This is a genomic window from Vibrio sp. 10N.222.52.C3 (genome assembly GCF_041474195.1).
In the GTDB taxonomy this organism is placed as follows: domain Bacteria; phylum Pseudomonadota; class Gammaproteobacteria; order Enterobacterales; family Vibrionaceae; genus Vibrio; species Vibrio crassostreae_C.
Window position 1 is genome coordinate 10,675 of the sequence record NZ_JBFRTQ010000010.1, and the last position, 15,773, is coordinate 26,447.

A 15,773-nucleotide genomic window follows, 5' to 3' on the forward strand; every position below is an offset into this window, starting at 1 on the left:
GCTAAATTAAGCTTTCATTTCTATAAAATTACATTTTCGTGAATAGGGAACTTTTTAAGTGTTGATTTTATTGCACTTTTATTTCAATAGACTGAGTGGTTTGTGAATGGTTATACAACTTATCTGATCTTGAGTGCTGACTTTCACAAGCTTCTATTTAGGAGAAGTGATGATGATATACGTGAGTATTATGGGAAAGTCAGAGCTTGTTCATCTTATTAACTGTTTGTACTGATTAAGATATCCTCTATGATGCAAAAACTTAGAAGAGAATAGATTTTGCTCAACAAGATGGAGACGTTGGATGAAAACAGAGTACTTAGGCGATGTTTTACAAGGTAGGCAGGTTATTGGCTCCTTGAATGTTGAAGACCTACCCGTTGGAGAGCACCAGTTTTGGTTTCAAGTCACCAGTGATGGGCTAGGGCAACCTAAGAACATGCCGGTTTCTGTTTTCAAAGGCAGTCAAGAAGGTCCTAAGTTGATGATCACCGCCGGTATTCACGGTGATGAGCTAAACGGAGTGTTGGCTGCACAGCAAATTATCAGGGACTTAGTCGGTAAAACGCTCAAAGGCACGGTAACGATTGTACCTACTGTGAATCTGTCTGGCTTGCTGAACCATAGCCGTGATTTCATCTCTTCGGATCCGGGTTCTTGCCCTGCTAATCTTAATCGACTCTTTCCGGGTGACGCGAATGGCTTGGCTGCGGAGCGCTTTGTTGCGTCTTTGTGGGAGCGTTTGCTTAAGCATAATGCCACCTTCGCCGTTGACCTCCACACTCAAACTCGTGGCGCAGTTTATCCACTTTATGTGTTTGCTGATTACCGCATAGAACAATGTTTGGAGATGGCGAGGCTGATGCAGCCCGATTGTGTTCTGAATGACCCTGGTGACCCAGGTATTTTGGAAACGGTTTGGAATCGAAGTGGAATTCCGAGCATCACGGTGGAAGTTGGGATGGGGAAATTTACTCAGCCTGACATGATTCAACGAGCGGTAGACGGTGTTTTTAACATGCTGTCTTATTATGAAATGTTCGAGGTTGAAATAAATCATCCCGAGAAAATGCAGCTGCCGAGTATGGATTGGATAGAGGGTAATGATGTGGTTTCTATCCGCGCTGATATTGGTGGTTTCGTATTGCCGCAGGTTGAGCTTCTGCAGAGCGTAGAACAAGATGATCTGTTGGCTATTCAATATGACGCTTTTGGTAATGAGTGTCGCCGTTATCACGCGCCGTCTGCCGGACGTGTCCTTAGCTATAACGTGGATGCGTTAAGGGAGCCGGGTGCGCTTGTTTGTCGCTTGCTAAGTTAGGCTTAGTCGGTTGGACGTTTCTGTGCTAATGCACTGTGTTGCTATCTAAAACACGTAAAAAAAAGACCGAGCTAGGCTCGGTCAAAGGACAGTTGTCTTGAGTTAACACGTCTTTGACTCATCGAGAGAACTGCTTTTAGAGTAGCGAGGCTAGATTAAGAATCCATTGCAAGATAGTGACACTTCGACTGCTTTTCTGTTTCAAAAATAATATTGAAAACATTACCTTAAGCTCATCAAAAGCCGACTGTGAGTTACGCAGGTCGGCTTTTTATTCACTTCTCTTTCGAATTTTTATCTCTATCTACACTCGATTAAAAAGCGTCGTCCACGATCTCTTTTAATCGGTCATAAGGCACATATCCTGGTAAAACATTTCCGTTCATCATCATGGTTGGAGTGCCCGTTAAGCCGAGTGCACTGAACGTTTGATGGTTAGTGGTTAGAACCTGGTTTTGTTCTTGAGTTGTTTTTAGTTCCGCCTCTGTTCCCGTCTTCTTGGCAACGGCTTCTAGTGAGCTTTTCGAGTGAATACCGCTTTTCGCCATCAGCAATCTATCAACTTCAGGGAATGCTTCTGGGTTATCTTCCCATACTTTCATCGCGTATAGCGCCGCGTTGGTGTCTAGCCCTGCAACTTGTTGTTGCTTAAACGATAAGTAAACGTTGATCACTTTAATGTCGCTGTTTTCAGAGGCTAATTGAACCAAGCCTTTTTCCAAGCGCTTACAGTAAGGGCAGTTATAGTCGGTAAAGTTAATGATGACCGATTTGCCATCCGGATTGCCCGTGATTGGGTGAGCGTCATTGTTGTACAACCAATCATGGCTTCCTGCTTGAGCCTTCTTCGACTGTTCTTGCCCTGCTACGTACTGCTCTAGGCTGGTATGCAAGCCAGAGATCGTAGAAGGGTTCTCTTTCAGAAATTGGTTAATCTCTTCAAGTTGCTGGGTTTGTTCTGTGCTTAACTCAGCGAAGGCAGTGGTGCTCATTAGTGAGCCTAAAATCAGTGTACTAATCAGATGCTTTTTCATGCTATTTATTCTCTAATTCTTGATAATCGTGAGCGCTCATTGGGTCGCGCTCACGGAAATTCTGTTCGTTAAACGGGCTAAATCGAGTTATTCACCTTGCTTTGCTCTGTTTTTCTTTGTAAGCGAGTTAGGCAAAGTAGGTTCTCAACCAAAGCCCTATCGGGGAAGTAATGCCTGTTGCGATACTGCTAATCTTTCCATCTTTGATGATGACGATGCTTGGAGTGACATTGACTCCCCAACTTCTGCTGATCGATCCAGAGAGATCATTGATCACAGGGAAGTCATACTCTTTCGCCTCTAAGTAACGCTGAACACGTTCGTCTGGGCCAGATGACAGAGCGACCGAAACCACCTGATGGGAATCACTGAAGCTATTAACCGTCGGGCTTACAAATTTGCAGGCACCACACCAAGTCGCCCAAAAATAGACAATGACTGGCTTACCATTTTTGCTTAGCTCGATAACATCAATATCTTCGCCTTGGAGCGATTGACCCACAATTGGAATCGCATCGCCCTGAGGCATGCTTCTGCTGTGATAAAAGTCCATGGCAAATGAAACCACGCCAACGATCAATATCATTGAAACCAGTTCCTTTCCCCACTTCTTAAGACGACTTGGCTTTTTGGCCTCACCCTTTACAGCGTCGTCTTCAATCGTGCTAGATTTATCTTCATTGTTGGGAGTCTTCATCAGTTATCTCGCAGCGTCGATGGCTTGAACGACAGTGTCACTGTTGAGAATGACAGGCAGTGGAATACCGCTTTTATAGCTCGGGCCGTAGACGATATTAAATGGCACACCAAATCGCCCATTACTTTGTAAGTATTGAGTGACACTTTCACTTGGTGTTGTCCAATCACCTTTCATCAAAACAATGTCTTCTTGCTGTAGGTGACTGTAGACAGGGTCTTGAAGGATGACGCCGATCTTGTTGGCTTTACAAGTGATACACCAATCAGCAGTCACATCAACAAACACCGTTTTGCCTTCATCAACGAGCTGAGGGATTTGCTTCGCATCCAGCTTTTGCCAAGCGAGATCGTCAACAATCGGAGTCGCCCAGTTATCAGCGGTGACACTACCGACGATCAATGCAGCACCAAACACCAAGGTTGTGGTTGCGACGATAGGAATAAGCACCTTGCGACCCAACTTACGGCCAATCCAAATCAATACTGAAATCACGATAAATAGCGACAGCAGGATAGTTGGGAATTTACCAATGAATGGGCTAAGGAGGCTTGTTAGCCATAGGCTGGTAATGAACATCATTAAGCCAAATACCAGCTTAACTTTGAACATCCACGCCCCAGGCTTTGGAAGCAATTTGGTTAGGCTTGGGAATAGCGCAAAGATCAACCAAGGCGCACTCATACCGATACCAAGCGTGATGAAGATAGCCCATAACTCTTGGTAGCTTGCTCCAAGTGCATACGCGACAGCGGTTCCTAGGAATGGCGCGCTACACGGCGTTGCTAACAGCGTTGCAAACATGCCTTGAACAAAGTGGCCTGAATGTGAGTCATCGCCTTTGGTTGCCATCCAGGTGTTTAAACCTGATGGTAGTCTGAATTCGAATAACCCAAGCAGGTTAATCGAAAACAGCAAAGTGATGATCAGCATGAACCCGATGAACCAAACATTTTGGAACTGGATTCCCCAGCCAATTGCATTACCACCCATTTTTAGAGCGGTCATACCTAGGGCTAACAGCGCAAATGATGTAATGACACCTGAAGCAGAAGCTAAGAATGAGAGTCGAATATGACGATTAGATGCACCTTGGTTTTGAATGATGCTGTTTAATTTCATTCCTAAGACTGGCAACACACATGGCATGATGTTGAGGATCAAACCACCAATTAAAGCGAAGCCTATCATCGCCAAAAAGCCGTTGTTGCTTGTTTGGTAAGCGATCGGTTCTGAGCCAACTTTGGCCGTCATCTCTTCGGCGAAATTAGTGTCTGAAACGGTGACACTCACGTTACGGTCCGTTAAGTCGACTTCACCTATCCAGTTGCTCACATCAAATACGGCCGTCATTGTATTGTCTGTGATGTGGACGCTTGGTTGAGAGAAGAAGTCATCAATCACTTCTTGCCCGTCAATCAACACCATCGGCTTATCCCAGCCATTTTTACTTGTCAGCTGAGTAACCAGTTGCTGCTTGCTCTTGTCCCAAAATAGACCATTGACTGAAGTGCGATTAGCTTCTCGTGGAGATTGGCTCATGCCTTGGTTGAACAAGAACATCGCTTCTTCATCGAGCGCTAAAGTTTGTGGGTCAATCGGCAGTTCGATATCGTAATCGGTTAACACACAGATATTGGTACACGACGGAAAGGTAAACGATGCCCTGAATATCGCAGGCTTCGTGTTGTCTTTCAGGGATAAAGTGACAGGAAAGCTGACATGTTTTTTGTAGCCTAACGTCATGACGTCAAGCTGCTCGTAGTATTTAGGTATCGGCCAGTGCCACTCTACTGACTCAATGTTTGTTGAACCAGACCAGTCCCAGCTTGGCGGAATGCCACCTTCGCCTGGGCTGCGCCAATAGGTTTTCCAGTCGCCGTCGAGCACGACATCGAGCACGGTTTGGATCTTAGAGCCGTCATCCGACTGTTCACCCGTCGACATCATTCGCATTTTAACAGGCGGATGCTCAGGCACACTAAGCCAGCCCGTTGTCTGTGCCAAGGCGGTAAATGACGTCATAACCAAAAGGGCAGTGACTAAGGTTTTCGCGCATGTACGCATAGAGAATGCCAATGAATCGACAAACTTAGTTAGTAGTGTGTTGTACACAAATGTATCTCCAAAAAATAAATAAAAGGGTGTAGTAGCCCGGTTATTTACTCTCTAAATATACAGTGCTTTAGATGCAATCGGTGTTTTGTCGGTCGAGTAGAGCGATGATTGTCTCTAGATAATCTCGAGATGTGAGGAGGTAAGTTAAACGCAACAGCAATAATAAGTACGAATGGGATCAGCCAGCCGGTTTTTGGGGCGGCAAAGGTCAGCATTTTCGAACTTAGGCTGCATGAATTTGAATTGGGGGACGTTAACATTTTTGAGGCTTCTAAGCCGAAAACGCTGGCGTATAGAGCAGCCATTTTTTCTGAAGAAGCGATGTTGGTTTGGGGATTACTGGTTTCTGTATGAGTTTGTGTGCCAACTAGGACTGATTGGCCATTAGCGGATGCAGATAACGATACTTTCTTGACGGCCAGAGTGCTCGCCAGACAAGTTACGATAACCAGTCCGGTAAGGAAGAGCGCCCAAAGCGAATGCTTTTGTCGGCGGTTCTGTGTGGATAAGAAAAGTAGCGATGTGTTCAGCAAATTAGTCAGTAATCAAATCTGTTAGTCGTTAAAGCAAGCTCATTGAATTGTGGTTAGCTTAGATAAGTTCTCTTCGTGCCACAAGTCATAAAATGGTTAAAGTGAAACTATGTATAAATGCGGGAAACGGCAGATACACGATAAAAGACGCATAAACACCAATTCACGCGAATACGACATTGAGCTGTAGCTAAAGTTCACAACAACTGAAAGTTATCGCTAATTATTCTGTATTGAGTGGTTTATTAACTATCAGGACGGGACAGGCGATACAAAAAAGCCCAACAGATCGTCAGTGAACGTGTTGGGCTTTAATCATTGGTGCTATTGGAAAGGCTTAGTGAGTGCGGCGAGGGCCGTTACGTACCAAGTCTTTACCGTTATCAAACACCTCTTTGGTGATCCAGCGAGCAAGCAGAACTTTATGGCTGCTATTGAATACAGCAACGAAGTGACGACCATCTGAATTATTGGTTGCCATGCCTACACCTTCAACGCCTTCAAGGCCTAAACCGCCAGCTTCCACTGAAATTAGGAATTGCTCTAGTTCTTCTAGAGACTCAATAATATCAAGTTCGTTGTTCATTTTTATGCTCTCTTGCTGTGAGCCAACATCGTATTTAGGGCGCTTTAGTGCTGTGCTCGAATGAAGATATTGGCTGTTGTTCTTTGTTGGATGCGTACTCTACAGGTCATAAGAGGGGATTGGAACTCTCAAATATTAGAAGCAGGCTGATAATTTGCGAATTTTTAACATAACATACGTTTAAATGCTTGTTATCCATATTCTTTTTACTACTATTTATAGGGTCAATTTAGACAGTGATAGGAATTAATATGATGAAGGTTTGGCGTTGTCTATTGTTAATGTTGGCGTTTGTCGCATTTGGAAGTTATGCGCAGAGCGTTGAGAAAATCGCAGAAGTACAAGATCAGTTAATGCTCGATCTAGCAACATTAGAAACGGCGCATGATGCTGAGAAGCCCTTTCTTGAAGATATCTTAAGGCGTAAGAATCAGGGCCTACGCGAAGAGATTTTTTCACAGCTATCGTCAGATAAAAAAGAGGGGCTGGATGTCACTCTTGCTCAGCAGGTCGAACTGCTACAAAAATTGCTGTCGTTGAATGAAACTAAAATCGTTTCAATGAGTAAAGAAAACCGTTCAGCTGAAGGTGACGCTAAAAAACGCCTTGAATTGCGTATTCAAAAACGAATCGGAATGATGGATGTCTATTATCAGCAGCTTGCTAAGACCTTAAATTGGTCGAAAGAGCGTGGTGTTGATGTTGCTGTTCCTGAAGGTGAGCTCAAAACGGCACTTGTTTCTCGTTCTCAATATCTTACTAATGCAATTCTATACACGGATACACAACGTCAAGATTTAGAACGCCGGTTATCTTATGTAAGTGAAGAAGAGAAAGCGACGATTAAAACTGAGCTTGAACGCTTCAGTGAGCGAACTAGCGTTATGGTCGCGAGCTTAGAAGAAACCATCACGCTAATGGAACCGTTTGGCGTGGATGTGACTTCGTACAAACGTGTTTTGCTAGCGACGACAGGTGACATTAACGCCGATGTGTTGGATGTTGATGTTGCACTGGAGCTGTTGGATGGTTGGCTTCGTTCGTTCAGTTCATGGGCTTTTGAAAATACCCCTTCTTTTATCGTTAAACTTGCTCTGTTTCTCGGTATTTTGTATGTAACTCGCCTTATTGCTAACGTGGCTCGCAAAACCGTTCGTAAGAGTGTTTCGCACTCTAAAATGGACTTCAGTGTATTGATGCAGGACTTCTTTGTATCCATCGCATCTAAAGCGGTCGTGTTTATTGGTTTGCTTATCGCACTGTCTCAAATAGGGATAGAGCTAGCACCTCTTCTTACTGGTTTCGGTGTAGCCGGTGTCATCATTGGTTTCGCATTGCAAGACACACTATCTAACTTTGCATCGGGTTTGATGATCTTGATCTACCGTCCTTATGACGTCGGTGACATGGTTAAAGTGGCAGGCGTGCAAGGCACGGTAAAAGACATGAGCTTAGTATCGACGACTGTTCAAACCATTGATAACCAACGCTTGGTGATCCCAAACAACAAGATTTGGGGTGACGTGATCAACAACATCACGGCAGAACGTGTAAGACGTGTTGATATGGTTTTCGGTATTGGTTATTCAGATGATATCGATAAAGCGAAAGCGGTATTGAACGACATCATTCTTGCACACCCTCTAGTGTTGAAAAAACCAGAGCATATGATCAAGCTTCATACCTTGAATACGTCTTCTGTTGATTTCGTAGTACGACCTTGGGTTAAGACTGATGACTATTGGGATGTGTACTGGGATGTAACGGAAACCGTGAAGAAACGCTTCGATGAAGAAGGCATCACGATTCCATTCCCTCAACGAGATGTACATATTTACAATCACGAAGAGAACTAAACGAAAGATCTAGTATGAAAAGCTATTACGAAAAAGCTAAGCATGGCTTAGAGCCATCATTCTTAATGTGATATCAAATGGACGCTGAACAAGCGTCCATTTTTATTGGCTGCCGCTTATGTTGAGCTTCATTCTTTTATGTCACTCAACCACCTTAGAATTACGTTATGATGGGGTAGGCTTAATCTGGAAAGTTGAAATCGAATGGACGATTCACAGCAAAAAACGAATACTAGAAATACAACGGTAAGAAAAGCGACGCGAATTGAAAGTGTTATGAACTCTGCGATGTGGCATTTAACTCAGAGAGACATGACGGAAAGCGAGTTAGTGGCGAAGCTCAAAGTCAAAACCGACAATCAAGAATGGATCGATGAAACTCTAGGGACATTGAAAGGCTTCGGGTATCTCAAGTCTGACCAAGTGTTTGCAGAACAATTCGTGGAACAAGCTTTCTCTGGTGAATTCGGTTCTCGATACATTGTCGAAAAACTGAAGAAGAAGGGGCTGACCGATTCAGTGATTTCTGATGCAATCCATAAAGTGTCGTTCGAAAAGTCTATTGATGAACAAACCATCTTGATAGACCGAATCAACCACTACTATTCAAGCTTTACCATGAGCCGTGAAAAGCTGGTTGCGACACTGCAAAAGCGTGGCTTTAGCTATCAACAAGTTAAGGTAGCGATTGACCAGCACCCACAAGCGCATCAACTGAAAAGTAACATTCGAATTAAGGCCGAGAAAGCCGATTTGGAAAAAGAGGTGCTCAAGTATGCTCGTAAAGGCAAGGGCCTGACCGCCATTCAGCAAGAACTTAGACAACGACAAATCGACACAAGTGAGCTGTCATCGCTCATCGACCGATTGATTAATGAAGAGCAGCTAGATTTCTATTCTTCGTGTTTAGAACAGTTGCAGAAGAAGTCCTATGACCTAAACGATCATAAAGAACGCTCCAAGGCTTACGCGATGCTAAGTCGAAAGGGGTTCTCTTCAGACGAGATCAAATTTGCATTGAGTGAAGATAACGAATAACTAAGCCGGAAAAATTTCCTATTGTAGTATGTTGGTTTGTCCTAAGTAACTATTGGACATAAATGAGTTTCGAAGAACCAAGTATTAGCAAATCACGAATTAGCATAAGTATGGAAAGTCACTAAGCTCACTGTCCAGTATTGTTTTTACACAAATCTGACATTGATGAATGCCATAAGCTATCGATATAAACATCAATATATTGTATTATTATATCCGTATTTATACTTATTAGGATTTTCTATGTTGATTCACGAATTTTCGAATAAGGACGTTACCGCTGAGCATGTAATTTTAGCTCAAGCAATACTAGCAGGGACTGCTCAAGGTGATAAAAGTAAAGCACAGCGCTTTATGATTTTTGTAAATGAGATTCCAGATGCGCCGACTGTGCAAAACCTGATTCCACGCTTTAGTCAATTTATGAAGCGCTTTAAAGCCAGCTGACATTCAGAATACGTTACACAGGGATGTGTAATTAAGATCACCAATTCCCCCCTAAACACTACCTACTTTTAAACTCTATCTGACCCTATGCTCGCTCTATATCTAGCCATTGTTGTCGGAGGACAATAGAGTTTGATCAATTTTAAAAACGTTTCTGGACATTTTCAATTTAAGGGTTGTTATCGAGACTGCCAACTTCGGATAACTTGAGTTTGGGAAAGTGAAGCAGGCGGATTCAGAGCATTGGCTGCTTATGCAGCCAAAAGATACTGCTGCTATTATGCACGAAGAAAGGGAGGTTCAAATGTGTTATAGCGACCCAACTTTAAACTAAATACTACTCGAAGTTATTCCTTTGAAAGACTTAAACTGACAGTCTCCAGCCGTTTCGTATTCCAAACCTAAGCGATCTTTAGGCTCTCTTTTTATGGTCACTCCTACCATCTCAGAAGCTTTACTTGGGCATTTACCTTTTGATTCTTTGTAAAGGTTTGCAGCGTTTTCTAGAGCTGTGACATCTGTAATTTCTATCTGCACTGCGACTTTTTCGCGCTGTTCTTCACGCTGCGCCTTTTTTACCGAATCATAAATAAAGGGGCTAGCGACAACACAAGCTCCAATCACCAATGAACCAACTATGATTGATTTATTCATTATTATTTTCCCAAATTCAAATCTAATATTGCGCTATAACGTTCGCTTAAGTGGCGAATGAATATGTGCCAAAATTTTAGCGAAGCGAAAATGGTACACATTTGTGAGTCTGTCTTGAAGTAATTGTTGTCATCATGCTAAAAAGAGCGTGAAAAGTTATTAATATCTTCCAAAAGACGATCTGCTAAATCCTGAGGTATAGTCTGAGTTACTCTAAGCGATTGAGCAATTTCACTCATTGTCTGCTCTATTTTTTTTAACTCCTGCACACTGAATCCTCTGCGTCTTAAGCGCCAGTTTATTAACCCAATATCTTTGAACAAATTCAGGTCATGATTACCTACAAAATTGTCACTGATACACGCAAGATGAAATTTGGTTAATAGGTCTTCTACTTCAATTGCTGATTGGATCACTATGCTTTGAGATTGCTGACGCCTCCAATTTACCATCGCTTGATATGCAATGATCAGTACACCTAAAGAACCAAACCCACTAAAAACCGTACTCAATTGGACTAAAAAGTTCCAGTTATCAAGTTCAGGGGAATTTGTTGCTTGCCCAGCATAAAAGCTAAGTATAAAAACGATCATAATAATGTAAATTGATTTATCAGCTTTCATCTTTCCTCAGGTAGCCATAGCCGCATTAAGGTGAGCAACGCTATCACCAAACCTAACTCATTGCACTATAAACACAAAACCCAACGATGACACCAAAAGTGACAAGCGTTGGGAATCACTCTGTGTGCTAGTTTCAGATAATTTTTAGTAGGGGAAAAACCATGAACAGGATGCGAATGAGCAAAAGGTCTAAGTGATTTTGGGGCAAAAATGAGTTATGTCACTACTCATTTTTGCCTTTTTCATTAGCATTAAAACTCAATCTATCGACCGTATTGCTCAATAATAAAGTGCTCAAAATCATCACACATTTGGTCATTCGACTTTGCATTATTCGCTAATTCAGTTGCTCCATCAACGATCGATACCTTCGCATTCAAATCCGCGACTGGTGCACGTTCTCTTGTCGACAGCTGTTTGATTTTTTGCTCCTCAATCGCCCAAGCCTCCTCTGGCGATAAGTTACACTCGTCAGCGAGATATTTGGCATTAAAACCTTCCCCAGTCAGGCTTTCGATTGTACCGTTATGGTTCACGCTATTGCCTTTATGCCAATAGTGTTTCGCCAACAAAGGCCCGATCTCTGGGTTATCTGTTAAGTAACCAAACTTGTCGGTGAAATAAGCTCGTGTTTGATACACCGCCATATGAGCCAATAGATAACCTTGGTATGAGCAAGATGCTTCATCAGACAATAAGTGAGGGATCGCCATCAGTGGACGAGGGCTGCAAGACAATCCAAGAATTGCCTTTTCACTGCTACGAGCAAGTGCCGTGATTTTTTCAGGCGTGAGGTCTTCATCAGCTAATTCGTACAGGGCTCGCTCGAAATATGGAACCACAAGAATGCTGCGTTCTTGGTAAGCTCGGAAGGGCTGTTTATTGTCGATGATGGCTTTAATTAGATCATCTGGCACAGGTTGCCCGTCCGCATTTAGAGCGTACTGTTTTAGCCAGTCAGCGTCATTTAACAAGCTGTCGCAGAACATGGATTGTGTTTCAGCATAAGCCATCGAAGTCGGCGCAAACTCTTGAGAGAAACAAGGGGCGTTCATTTTTACATTAGCAAAATGCGCCGCGTGACCACCTTCGTGAAATAGTGTGTTAATCCCATCATAGCCACTGCCTATTTGATCGGGCTTAGCGTTGCTAGTGAAATTAACTTGGGCCGCAACCCAAGCATCTTGGTCATAGAAAGAAGGGATAGGGCCATGGCAGAAGCCATTAGGGTATTTTCCTTTGCGATCAAGTAAATCGAGTTTCAATGTCGCTTGAGAGTATTCAATGTTGAGGCGACCAAAAGACTCTATCCAGCGTCTTAATGATTTTGAGAACGGAACATACGGGTCAAGGTCATTCATAACATCACCAGCGAAAGAGTAGGTGAAGTTATGAGCTTCGAGTGCACTTTTGCCTTTCTGCTTAGCTAAGTTCGCTAGGCTTTGTTGATGGCTATCACGCGTGCGTGCTTCGAAGTCATCCAGAATCGTAAACAGTTGTTCTGTCGTCATCTGTTCGGTTTTTACCACCGAGTAATCAAAGAAGGTTTTAAACCCCAGTGATTGAGCAAATTGGTTACGTTTTTTGATCAGCTCAATAAAGCCGTTAACCAGCAGCCATTGCTCTAAATCTAATAATGCTTGATGTGCAGAAAGCCTAACTTGTTCATTACCATTACTTCTAACGGCTGAACCTAAAACGGGCAGCGATCCTTCTGTTTCATCACCTGTTTCATTTACGTAAGTCATTACATGATTCTGTTTTTTCTCAAACAGTTCAGCCTCAAACTTTATGAGATCGGATTTAAGCTTCTGTGACTGCTCAGACTCAATAGCGTGAGATCTAAAGGTCGCCAACCAACCATTCAAGCCTGTCAGCGTACTCTCTTTTTCGAGAGGATCTTGAATTTCATCAATAGCAGCGAGTTGCGTTTCGATAGCAGTAATCTGTTCGGCAGAGCTTAGAAATTCCGTCCACTGAGTCTGTGCGAGTGTCGAACCATCGTGGTCGTCACTGATACCCATATATGTATCCCAAAAGAAGTCTTCTTTCGCTTTATGAGTCGCAAGATACTTTTGATTCAATTGGTTGAGATAGTTCGTTGCAGTCATGACATTCCTTGAAATTTAACCAGTAATTTCAACATTATGACACATTCATTGAATGTATTTTGTGACGATAGATATAACTGAATGCAGTCACAGCCTATCGGTTTACTTTACAGCGTATTAGGGCGTGTTGATCTTTCGTGAGTGTTTTTTGAACAGCATGGTAAAGAGTTATAATTTGCTTCGCCAAAAGTAAAACCATAACCAATACCATGCCAAGAACAATGCTAACTGATATTCGCTGGGAACTGCTACTCCAAGTTATGAAAAGTACAGGTCGTATTTACGATAAAACTGAACATCGAATGACATTTGAAGGAATACTTTATCGAATGAGAACAGGTATTCCTTGGCGAGATCTACCCTCTGAGTTCGGAGAGTGGAGTACCGTTTACAGACGATTTAATCTTTGGTCAAAGAAAGGGATTTTAGATAATCTTTTCAAAAGTTTATCTAACATGGCTGATTTTGAATGGGTATTTCTTGATGGCTCTATAGTTAGAGCACATCAGCATCGGTGTTTTTCAAGGTAGTTGTCATCATTTGCTTACTTATTAAGCAGCTTCTCTTTCTGGATTTAGGTGAACGTCACCAACAGGCGCACAATTCCTGATATCACCAGACCACCGCTCAGGCTTTCGCTGTTTTGCAGCGAGCAATACCTCTACACGACGCTTCAAGATCTCTTTATCTTTTCCATTGTGACGCTCTGAAGGCGTGACGTAATTTAGCTGACTGTGCTTGTGCTCGGTGTTGTACCAGCGTACGAAGGCTTCAACCCAACTTTGGCTACTATCGATTGTTTCAAAGCCTTTCGTTGGCCAGCTTGGCATGTACTTTACCGTGCGGAACAATGACTCAACATACGGGTTATCATCACTGACTCTTGGGCGACTATACGATGAAGTAATACCTAACTCTTCCATTTTGGCTTTGAACGTCAACGACTTCATCGGCGCACCATTATCGGAGTGAAGAACCAGAGCTTGATTGAAGCACTGCTCTCGCATCAACGTTCGTTGCAGAAGTTGTGACGCCAGCTCACCGCATTCATGCTCATACACTTCATAACCAACAATTTTTCGACTGTAGATGTCCTCAATGACATACAGGTAATAATGTTGGCCTCGAACTTTTGAAGGTAAGTAAGTGATATCCCACGTATAGACTTGGTTCGAGTCCGTCGCTGTGTAACTGGTTGGCTTCGCTTGCTTCTGTCTGCTCCGCTGACGACCTCGTTTGTGAAGTTGCCCCTGCGTACTCAACACTCGGTAGTAGCTCGACTCAGAGGCGATATACTCACCTCTATCAAGCAGTGTCGGGACGATTTGAGTTGGAGGCAAGCTTGCAAACTCAGAGCGGTTACACACCTCGATTATCGCATCACGCTCTTCCTGCGACAGCTTGTTAGCAGGCTCAGGTCTGAGGCATATTGGCCTTTTGTCAGCTTGAACTTCACCTTGCTGATACCAGCGACGATACGTTCTCAAGTCGATTTGAACTTCATGGCAAGCTGGCTCTAAACGACACCCGCATTGCTTCGCTTCAAGGATAAGAGTCACTATGGTCTGCCTTTCATCGGTTGAGGTTAGTCGTCCTCTGGCTCTTCCCCGTAAAAGGCTCTCAGCTTTTTTCTTAGTACCAAGAGAGCGGCCGTTTCAGCGAGTGCTTTTTCTTTGAGTCGTAAATCTTTCTTCAACTCTTTGATTTCAAGTTTGTCAGCTTTAGCCTGCTTCTTTGCTTCAGCTTCCTGCTCTTTACTCGACTTAAACCCTTGCATACATTCGCTGCGCCAGCTTTGGATTTGCTCTGGGAAAAGACCTTTTTCACGACAATATTGGCTGAGTTCACTTTCTGTCATTGAGTAGGTTTCAGCGACAATGGCAAGTTTAGTTTGAGCTGACCACTGCTCTGATGAAGTGTTGCTATTTGGCACGGCGGCTCCTGAACGTCTGAGTTACTGGCGCCAATGATACAGGGTCGCAGTGCTAATTCCTTCCTCTTCCGACACTTCTTTAACTGACATTGAATAGGGAGGTAATAGCTTCTTCAATATAGCTTCTTTTCTTTCTACTGAGATACGAGACACAATTACTCTTTATCGCCCAAACTGGTTAAATTTTAACAGTGACATCTACCCTGCCAGATAGGGGCATAGTACAGGTGCAGCTACTGAAAGTTCAGAGCAAATAGGAAAAAGTCGCGGGGGCAACTCAACCAAAATTCACTTAGCCGTAGATAGTGGTGGCCTGCCGATTTGCTTTGATTTATCAGAGGGACAACGCCACGATATAGTGCATGCCGAAAGCTTAGTTGAGCAACTCGATGAAGTTAATACCATCGTTTGTGATAAAGGATATGACAGCGAACCTTTCCGTACTTTTGTTAAGGAACGTGGCGGAGAAACGGTAATTGCTAAACGCAATTACGGACAAGATATAGACAAAGACAGTATGGATTGGTGTTTATACAAGTATCGTCACTTGGTCGAAAATGCCTTTGGGAGAATTAAGCATTATCGAGCTATTTCAAGTAGATATGACAAGCTAGAAAGGAATTATGCCAGCATGTTATCGCTGGCATTCATGTTAATGTGGCTACCGATGTATTGTTGAACGCGAAATGCACAGCAAAGATCAACACGCCCTAGTGATAATTAATTAACTGTTAATGGTTTGTTGTTTGCTAGTATTAACTAAAGAGAGTGTGCTGATTTCTCCGGCTTTTTATTGAGTAAATTGATGTTCTCAAGGTCAGC

At 43.1% G+C, this 15,773-nt stretch carries 11 protein-coding genes and 3 pseudogenes; 6 read left to right on the forward strand and 8 right to left on the reverse strand.

Going from position 1 to position 15,773, the window contains the following annotated elements; translation table 11 throughout:
* Positions 1–304: 304 nt before the first annotated feature.
* Positions 305–1,321, forward strand: coding sequence for a succinylglutamate desuccinylase/aspartoacylase family protein (locus tag AB4517_RS01180; RefSeq protein WP_050632901.1), 1,017 nt, complete (start codon positions 305–307; stop codon positions 1,319–1,321).
* 314 nt (positions 1,322–1,635) lie between these two features.
* On the opposite strand, the gene AB4517_RS01185 is transcribed toward AB4517_RS01180, so the two are convergent.
* From AB4517_RS01185 to AB4517_RS01200, 4 genes are all read right to left on the reverse strand, one after another.
* A complete protein-coding gene (locus AB4517_RS01185; RefSeq protein ID WP_372147757.1) occupies positions 1,636–2,355 on the reverse strand; it encodes a DsbA family protein in 720 nt (239 codons plus the stop codon).
* Positions 2,356–2,482: 127 nt separating this feature from the next.
* Complete coding sequence (locus AB4517_RS01190; RefSeq protein ID WP_372147759.1) at positions 2,483–3,052, reverse strand: protein disulfide oxidoreductase; 570 nt, start codon at positions 3,050–3,052, stop codon at positions 2,483–2,485.
* Between the two features lie 3 nt (positions 3,053–3,055).
* Positions 3,056–5,119: a protein-disulfide reductase DsbD gene (locus AB4517_RS01195; RefSeq protein WP_136974700.1), complete on the reverse strand. Its 2,064-nt coding sequence runs from the start codon at positions 5,117–5,119 to the stop codon at positions 3,056–3,058.
* 921 nt (positions 5,120–6,040) lie between these two features.
* Positions 6,041–6,289 carry a hypothetical protein gene (locus AB4517_RS01200; RefSeq protein WP_017062732.1) on the reverse strand — a complete coding sequence of 83 codons (249 nt, stop codon included), beginning with the start codon at positions 6,287–6,289 and terminating at the stop codon, positions 6,041–6,043.
* Positions 6,290–6,540: 251 nt separating this feature from the next.
* On the opposite strand from AB4517_RS01200, the gene AB4517_RS01205 reads away from it, so the two are divergent.
* From AB4517_RS01205 to AB4517_RS01215, 3 genes are all read left to right on the forward strand, one after another.
* Positions 6,541–8,145: a mechanosensitive ion channel family protein gene (locus AB4517_RS01205; RefSeq protein ID WP_017064335.1), complete on the forward strand. Its 1,605-nt coding sequence runs from the start codon at positions 6,541–6,543 to the stop codon at positions 8,143–8,145.
* A gap of 204 nt (positions 8,146–8,349) precedes the next feature.
* Entirely contained in the window at positions 8,350–9,183 is an 834-nt protein-coding gene (locus AB4517_RS01210; protein WP_372147761.1) for a RecX family transcriptional regulator, read from the forward strand.
* Positions 9,184–9,426: 243 nt separating this feature from the next.
* Complete coding sequence (locus tag AB4517_RS01215) at positions 9,427–9,630, forward strand: hypothetical protein (RefSeq protein WP_004736343.1); 204 nt, start codon at positions 9,427–9,429, stop codon at positions 9,628–9,630.
* A gap of 330 nt (positions 9,631–9,960) precedes the next feature.
* Here AB4517_RS01215 and AB4517_RS01220 read toward each other — a convergent pair whose 3' ends face one another.
* The 3 genes from AB4517_RS01220 to AB4517_RS01230 all read right to left on the reverse strand — a co-directional run bounded on the left by AB4517_RS01220 (position 9,961) and on the right by AB4517_RS01230 (position 13,018).
* A complete protein-coding gene (locus AB4517_RS01220) occupies positions 9,961–10,284 on the reverse strand; it encodes a hypothetical protein (protein ID WP_017062729.1) in 324 nt (107 codons plus the stop codon).
* Positions 10,285–10,421: 137 nt separating this feature from the next.
* Positions 10,422–10,907, reverse strand: coding sequence for a hypothetical protein (locus AB4517_RS01225; RefSeq protein ID WP_017062728.1), 486 nt, complete (start codon positions 10,905–10,907; stop codon positions 10,422–10,424).
* Positions 10,908–11,170: 263 nt separating this feature from the next.
* Positions 11,171–13,018 carry a M3 family metallopeptidase gene (locus tag AB4517_RS01230; RefSeq protein ID WP_372147763.1) on the reverse strand — a complete coding sequence of 616 codons (1,848 nt, stop codon included), beginning with the start codon at positions 13,016–13,018 and terminating at the stop codon, positions 11,171–11,173.
* A 209-nt stretch (positions 13,019–13,227) separates the two neighbouring features.
* On the opposite strand from AB4517_RS01230, the pseudogene AB4517_RS01235 reads away from it, so the two are divergent.
* Positions 13,228–13,530 (forward strand): annotated as a pseudogene (locus tag AB4517_RS01235) (transposase); the annotation flags it as partial.
* Between the two features lie 39 nt (positions 13,531–13,569).
* Here the strand turns inward: AB4517_RS01235 and AB4517_RS01240 are convergent.
* A pseudogene (locus AB4517_RS01240) lies at positions 13,570–15,104 on the reverse strand (IS3 family transposase).
* Positions 15,105–15,168: 64 nt separating this feature from the next.
* Between AB4517_RS01240 and AB4517_RS01245 the strand changes: the two are divergent.
* Positions 15,169–15,630 (forward strand): annotated as a pseudogene (locus tag AB4517_RS01245) (IS5 family transposase); the annotation flags it as partial.
* Between the last annotated feature and the right edge of the window lie 143 nt (positions 15,631–15,773).

Coding starts and splice junctions, on each gene's coding strand:
- AB4517_RS01200 (WP_017062732.1), bottom strand. CDS start 6,289: ATGAACAACGAACTTGATATTATTGAGTCTCTAGAAGAACTAGAGCAA.
- AB4517_RS01220 (WP_017062729.1), bottom strand. CDS start 10,284: ATGAATAAATCAATCATAGTTGGTTCATTGGTGATTGGAGCTTGTGTT.
- AB4517_RS01225 (WP_017062728.1), bottom strand. CDS start 10,907: ATGAAAGCTGATAAATCAATTTACATTATTATGATCGTTTTTATACTT.
- AB4517_RS01185 (WP_372147757.1), bottom strand. CDS start 2,355: ATGAAAAAGCATCTGATTAGTACACTGATTTTAGGCTCACTAATGAGC.
- AB4517_RS01215 (WP_004736343.1), top strand. CDS start 9,427: ATGTTGATTCACGAATTTTCGAATAAGGACGTTACCGCTGAGCATGTA.
- AB4517_RS01205 (WP_017064335.1), top strand. CDS start 6,541: ATGATGAAGGTTTGGCGTTGTCTATTGTTAATGTTGGCGTTTGTCGCA.
- AB4517_RS01195 (WP_136974700.1), bottom strand. CDS start 5,119: ATGCGTACATGCGCGAAAACCTTAGTCACTGCCCTTTTGGTTATGACG.
- AB4517_RS01190 (WP_372147759.1), bottom strand. CDS start 3,052: ATGAAGACTCCCAACAATGAAGATAAATCTAGCACGATTGAAGACGAC.
- AB4517_RS01230 (WP_372147763.1), bottom strand. CDS start 13,018: ATGACTGCAACGAACTATCTCAACCAATTGAATCAAAAGTATCTTGCG.
- AB4517_RS01210 (WP_372147761.1), top strand. CDS start 8,350: ATGGACGATTCACAGCAAAAAACGAATACTAGAAATACAACGGTAAGA.
- AB4517_RS01180 (WP_050632901.1), top strand. CDS start 305: ATGAAAACAGAGTACTTAGGCGATGTTTTACAAGGTAGGCAGGTTATT.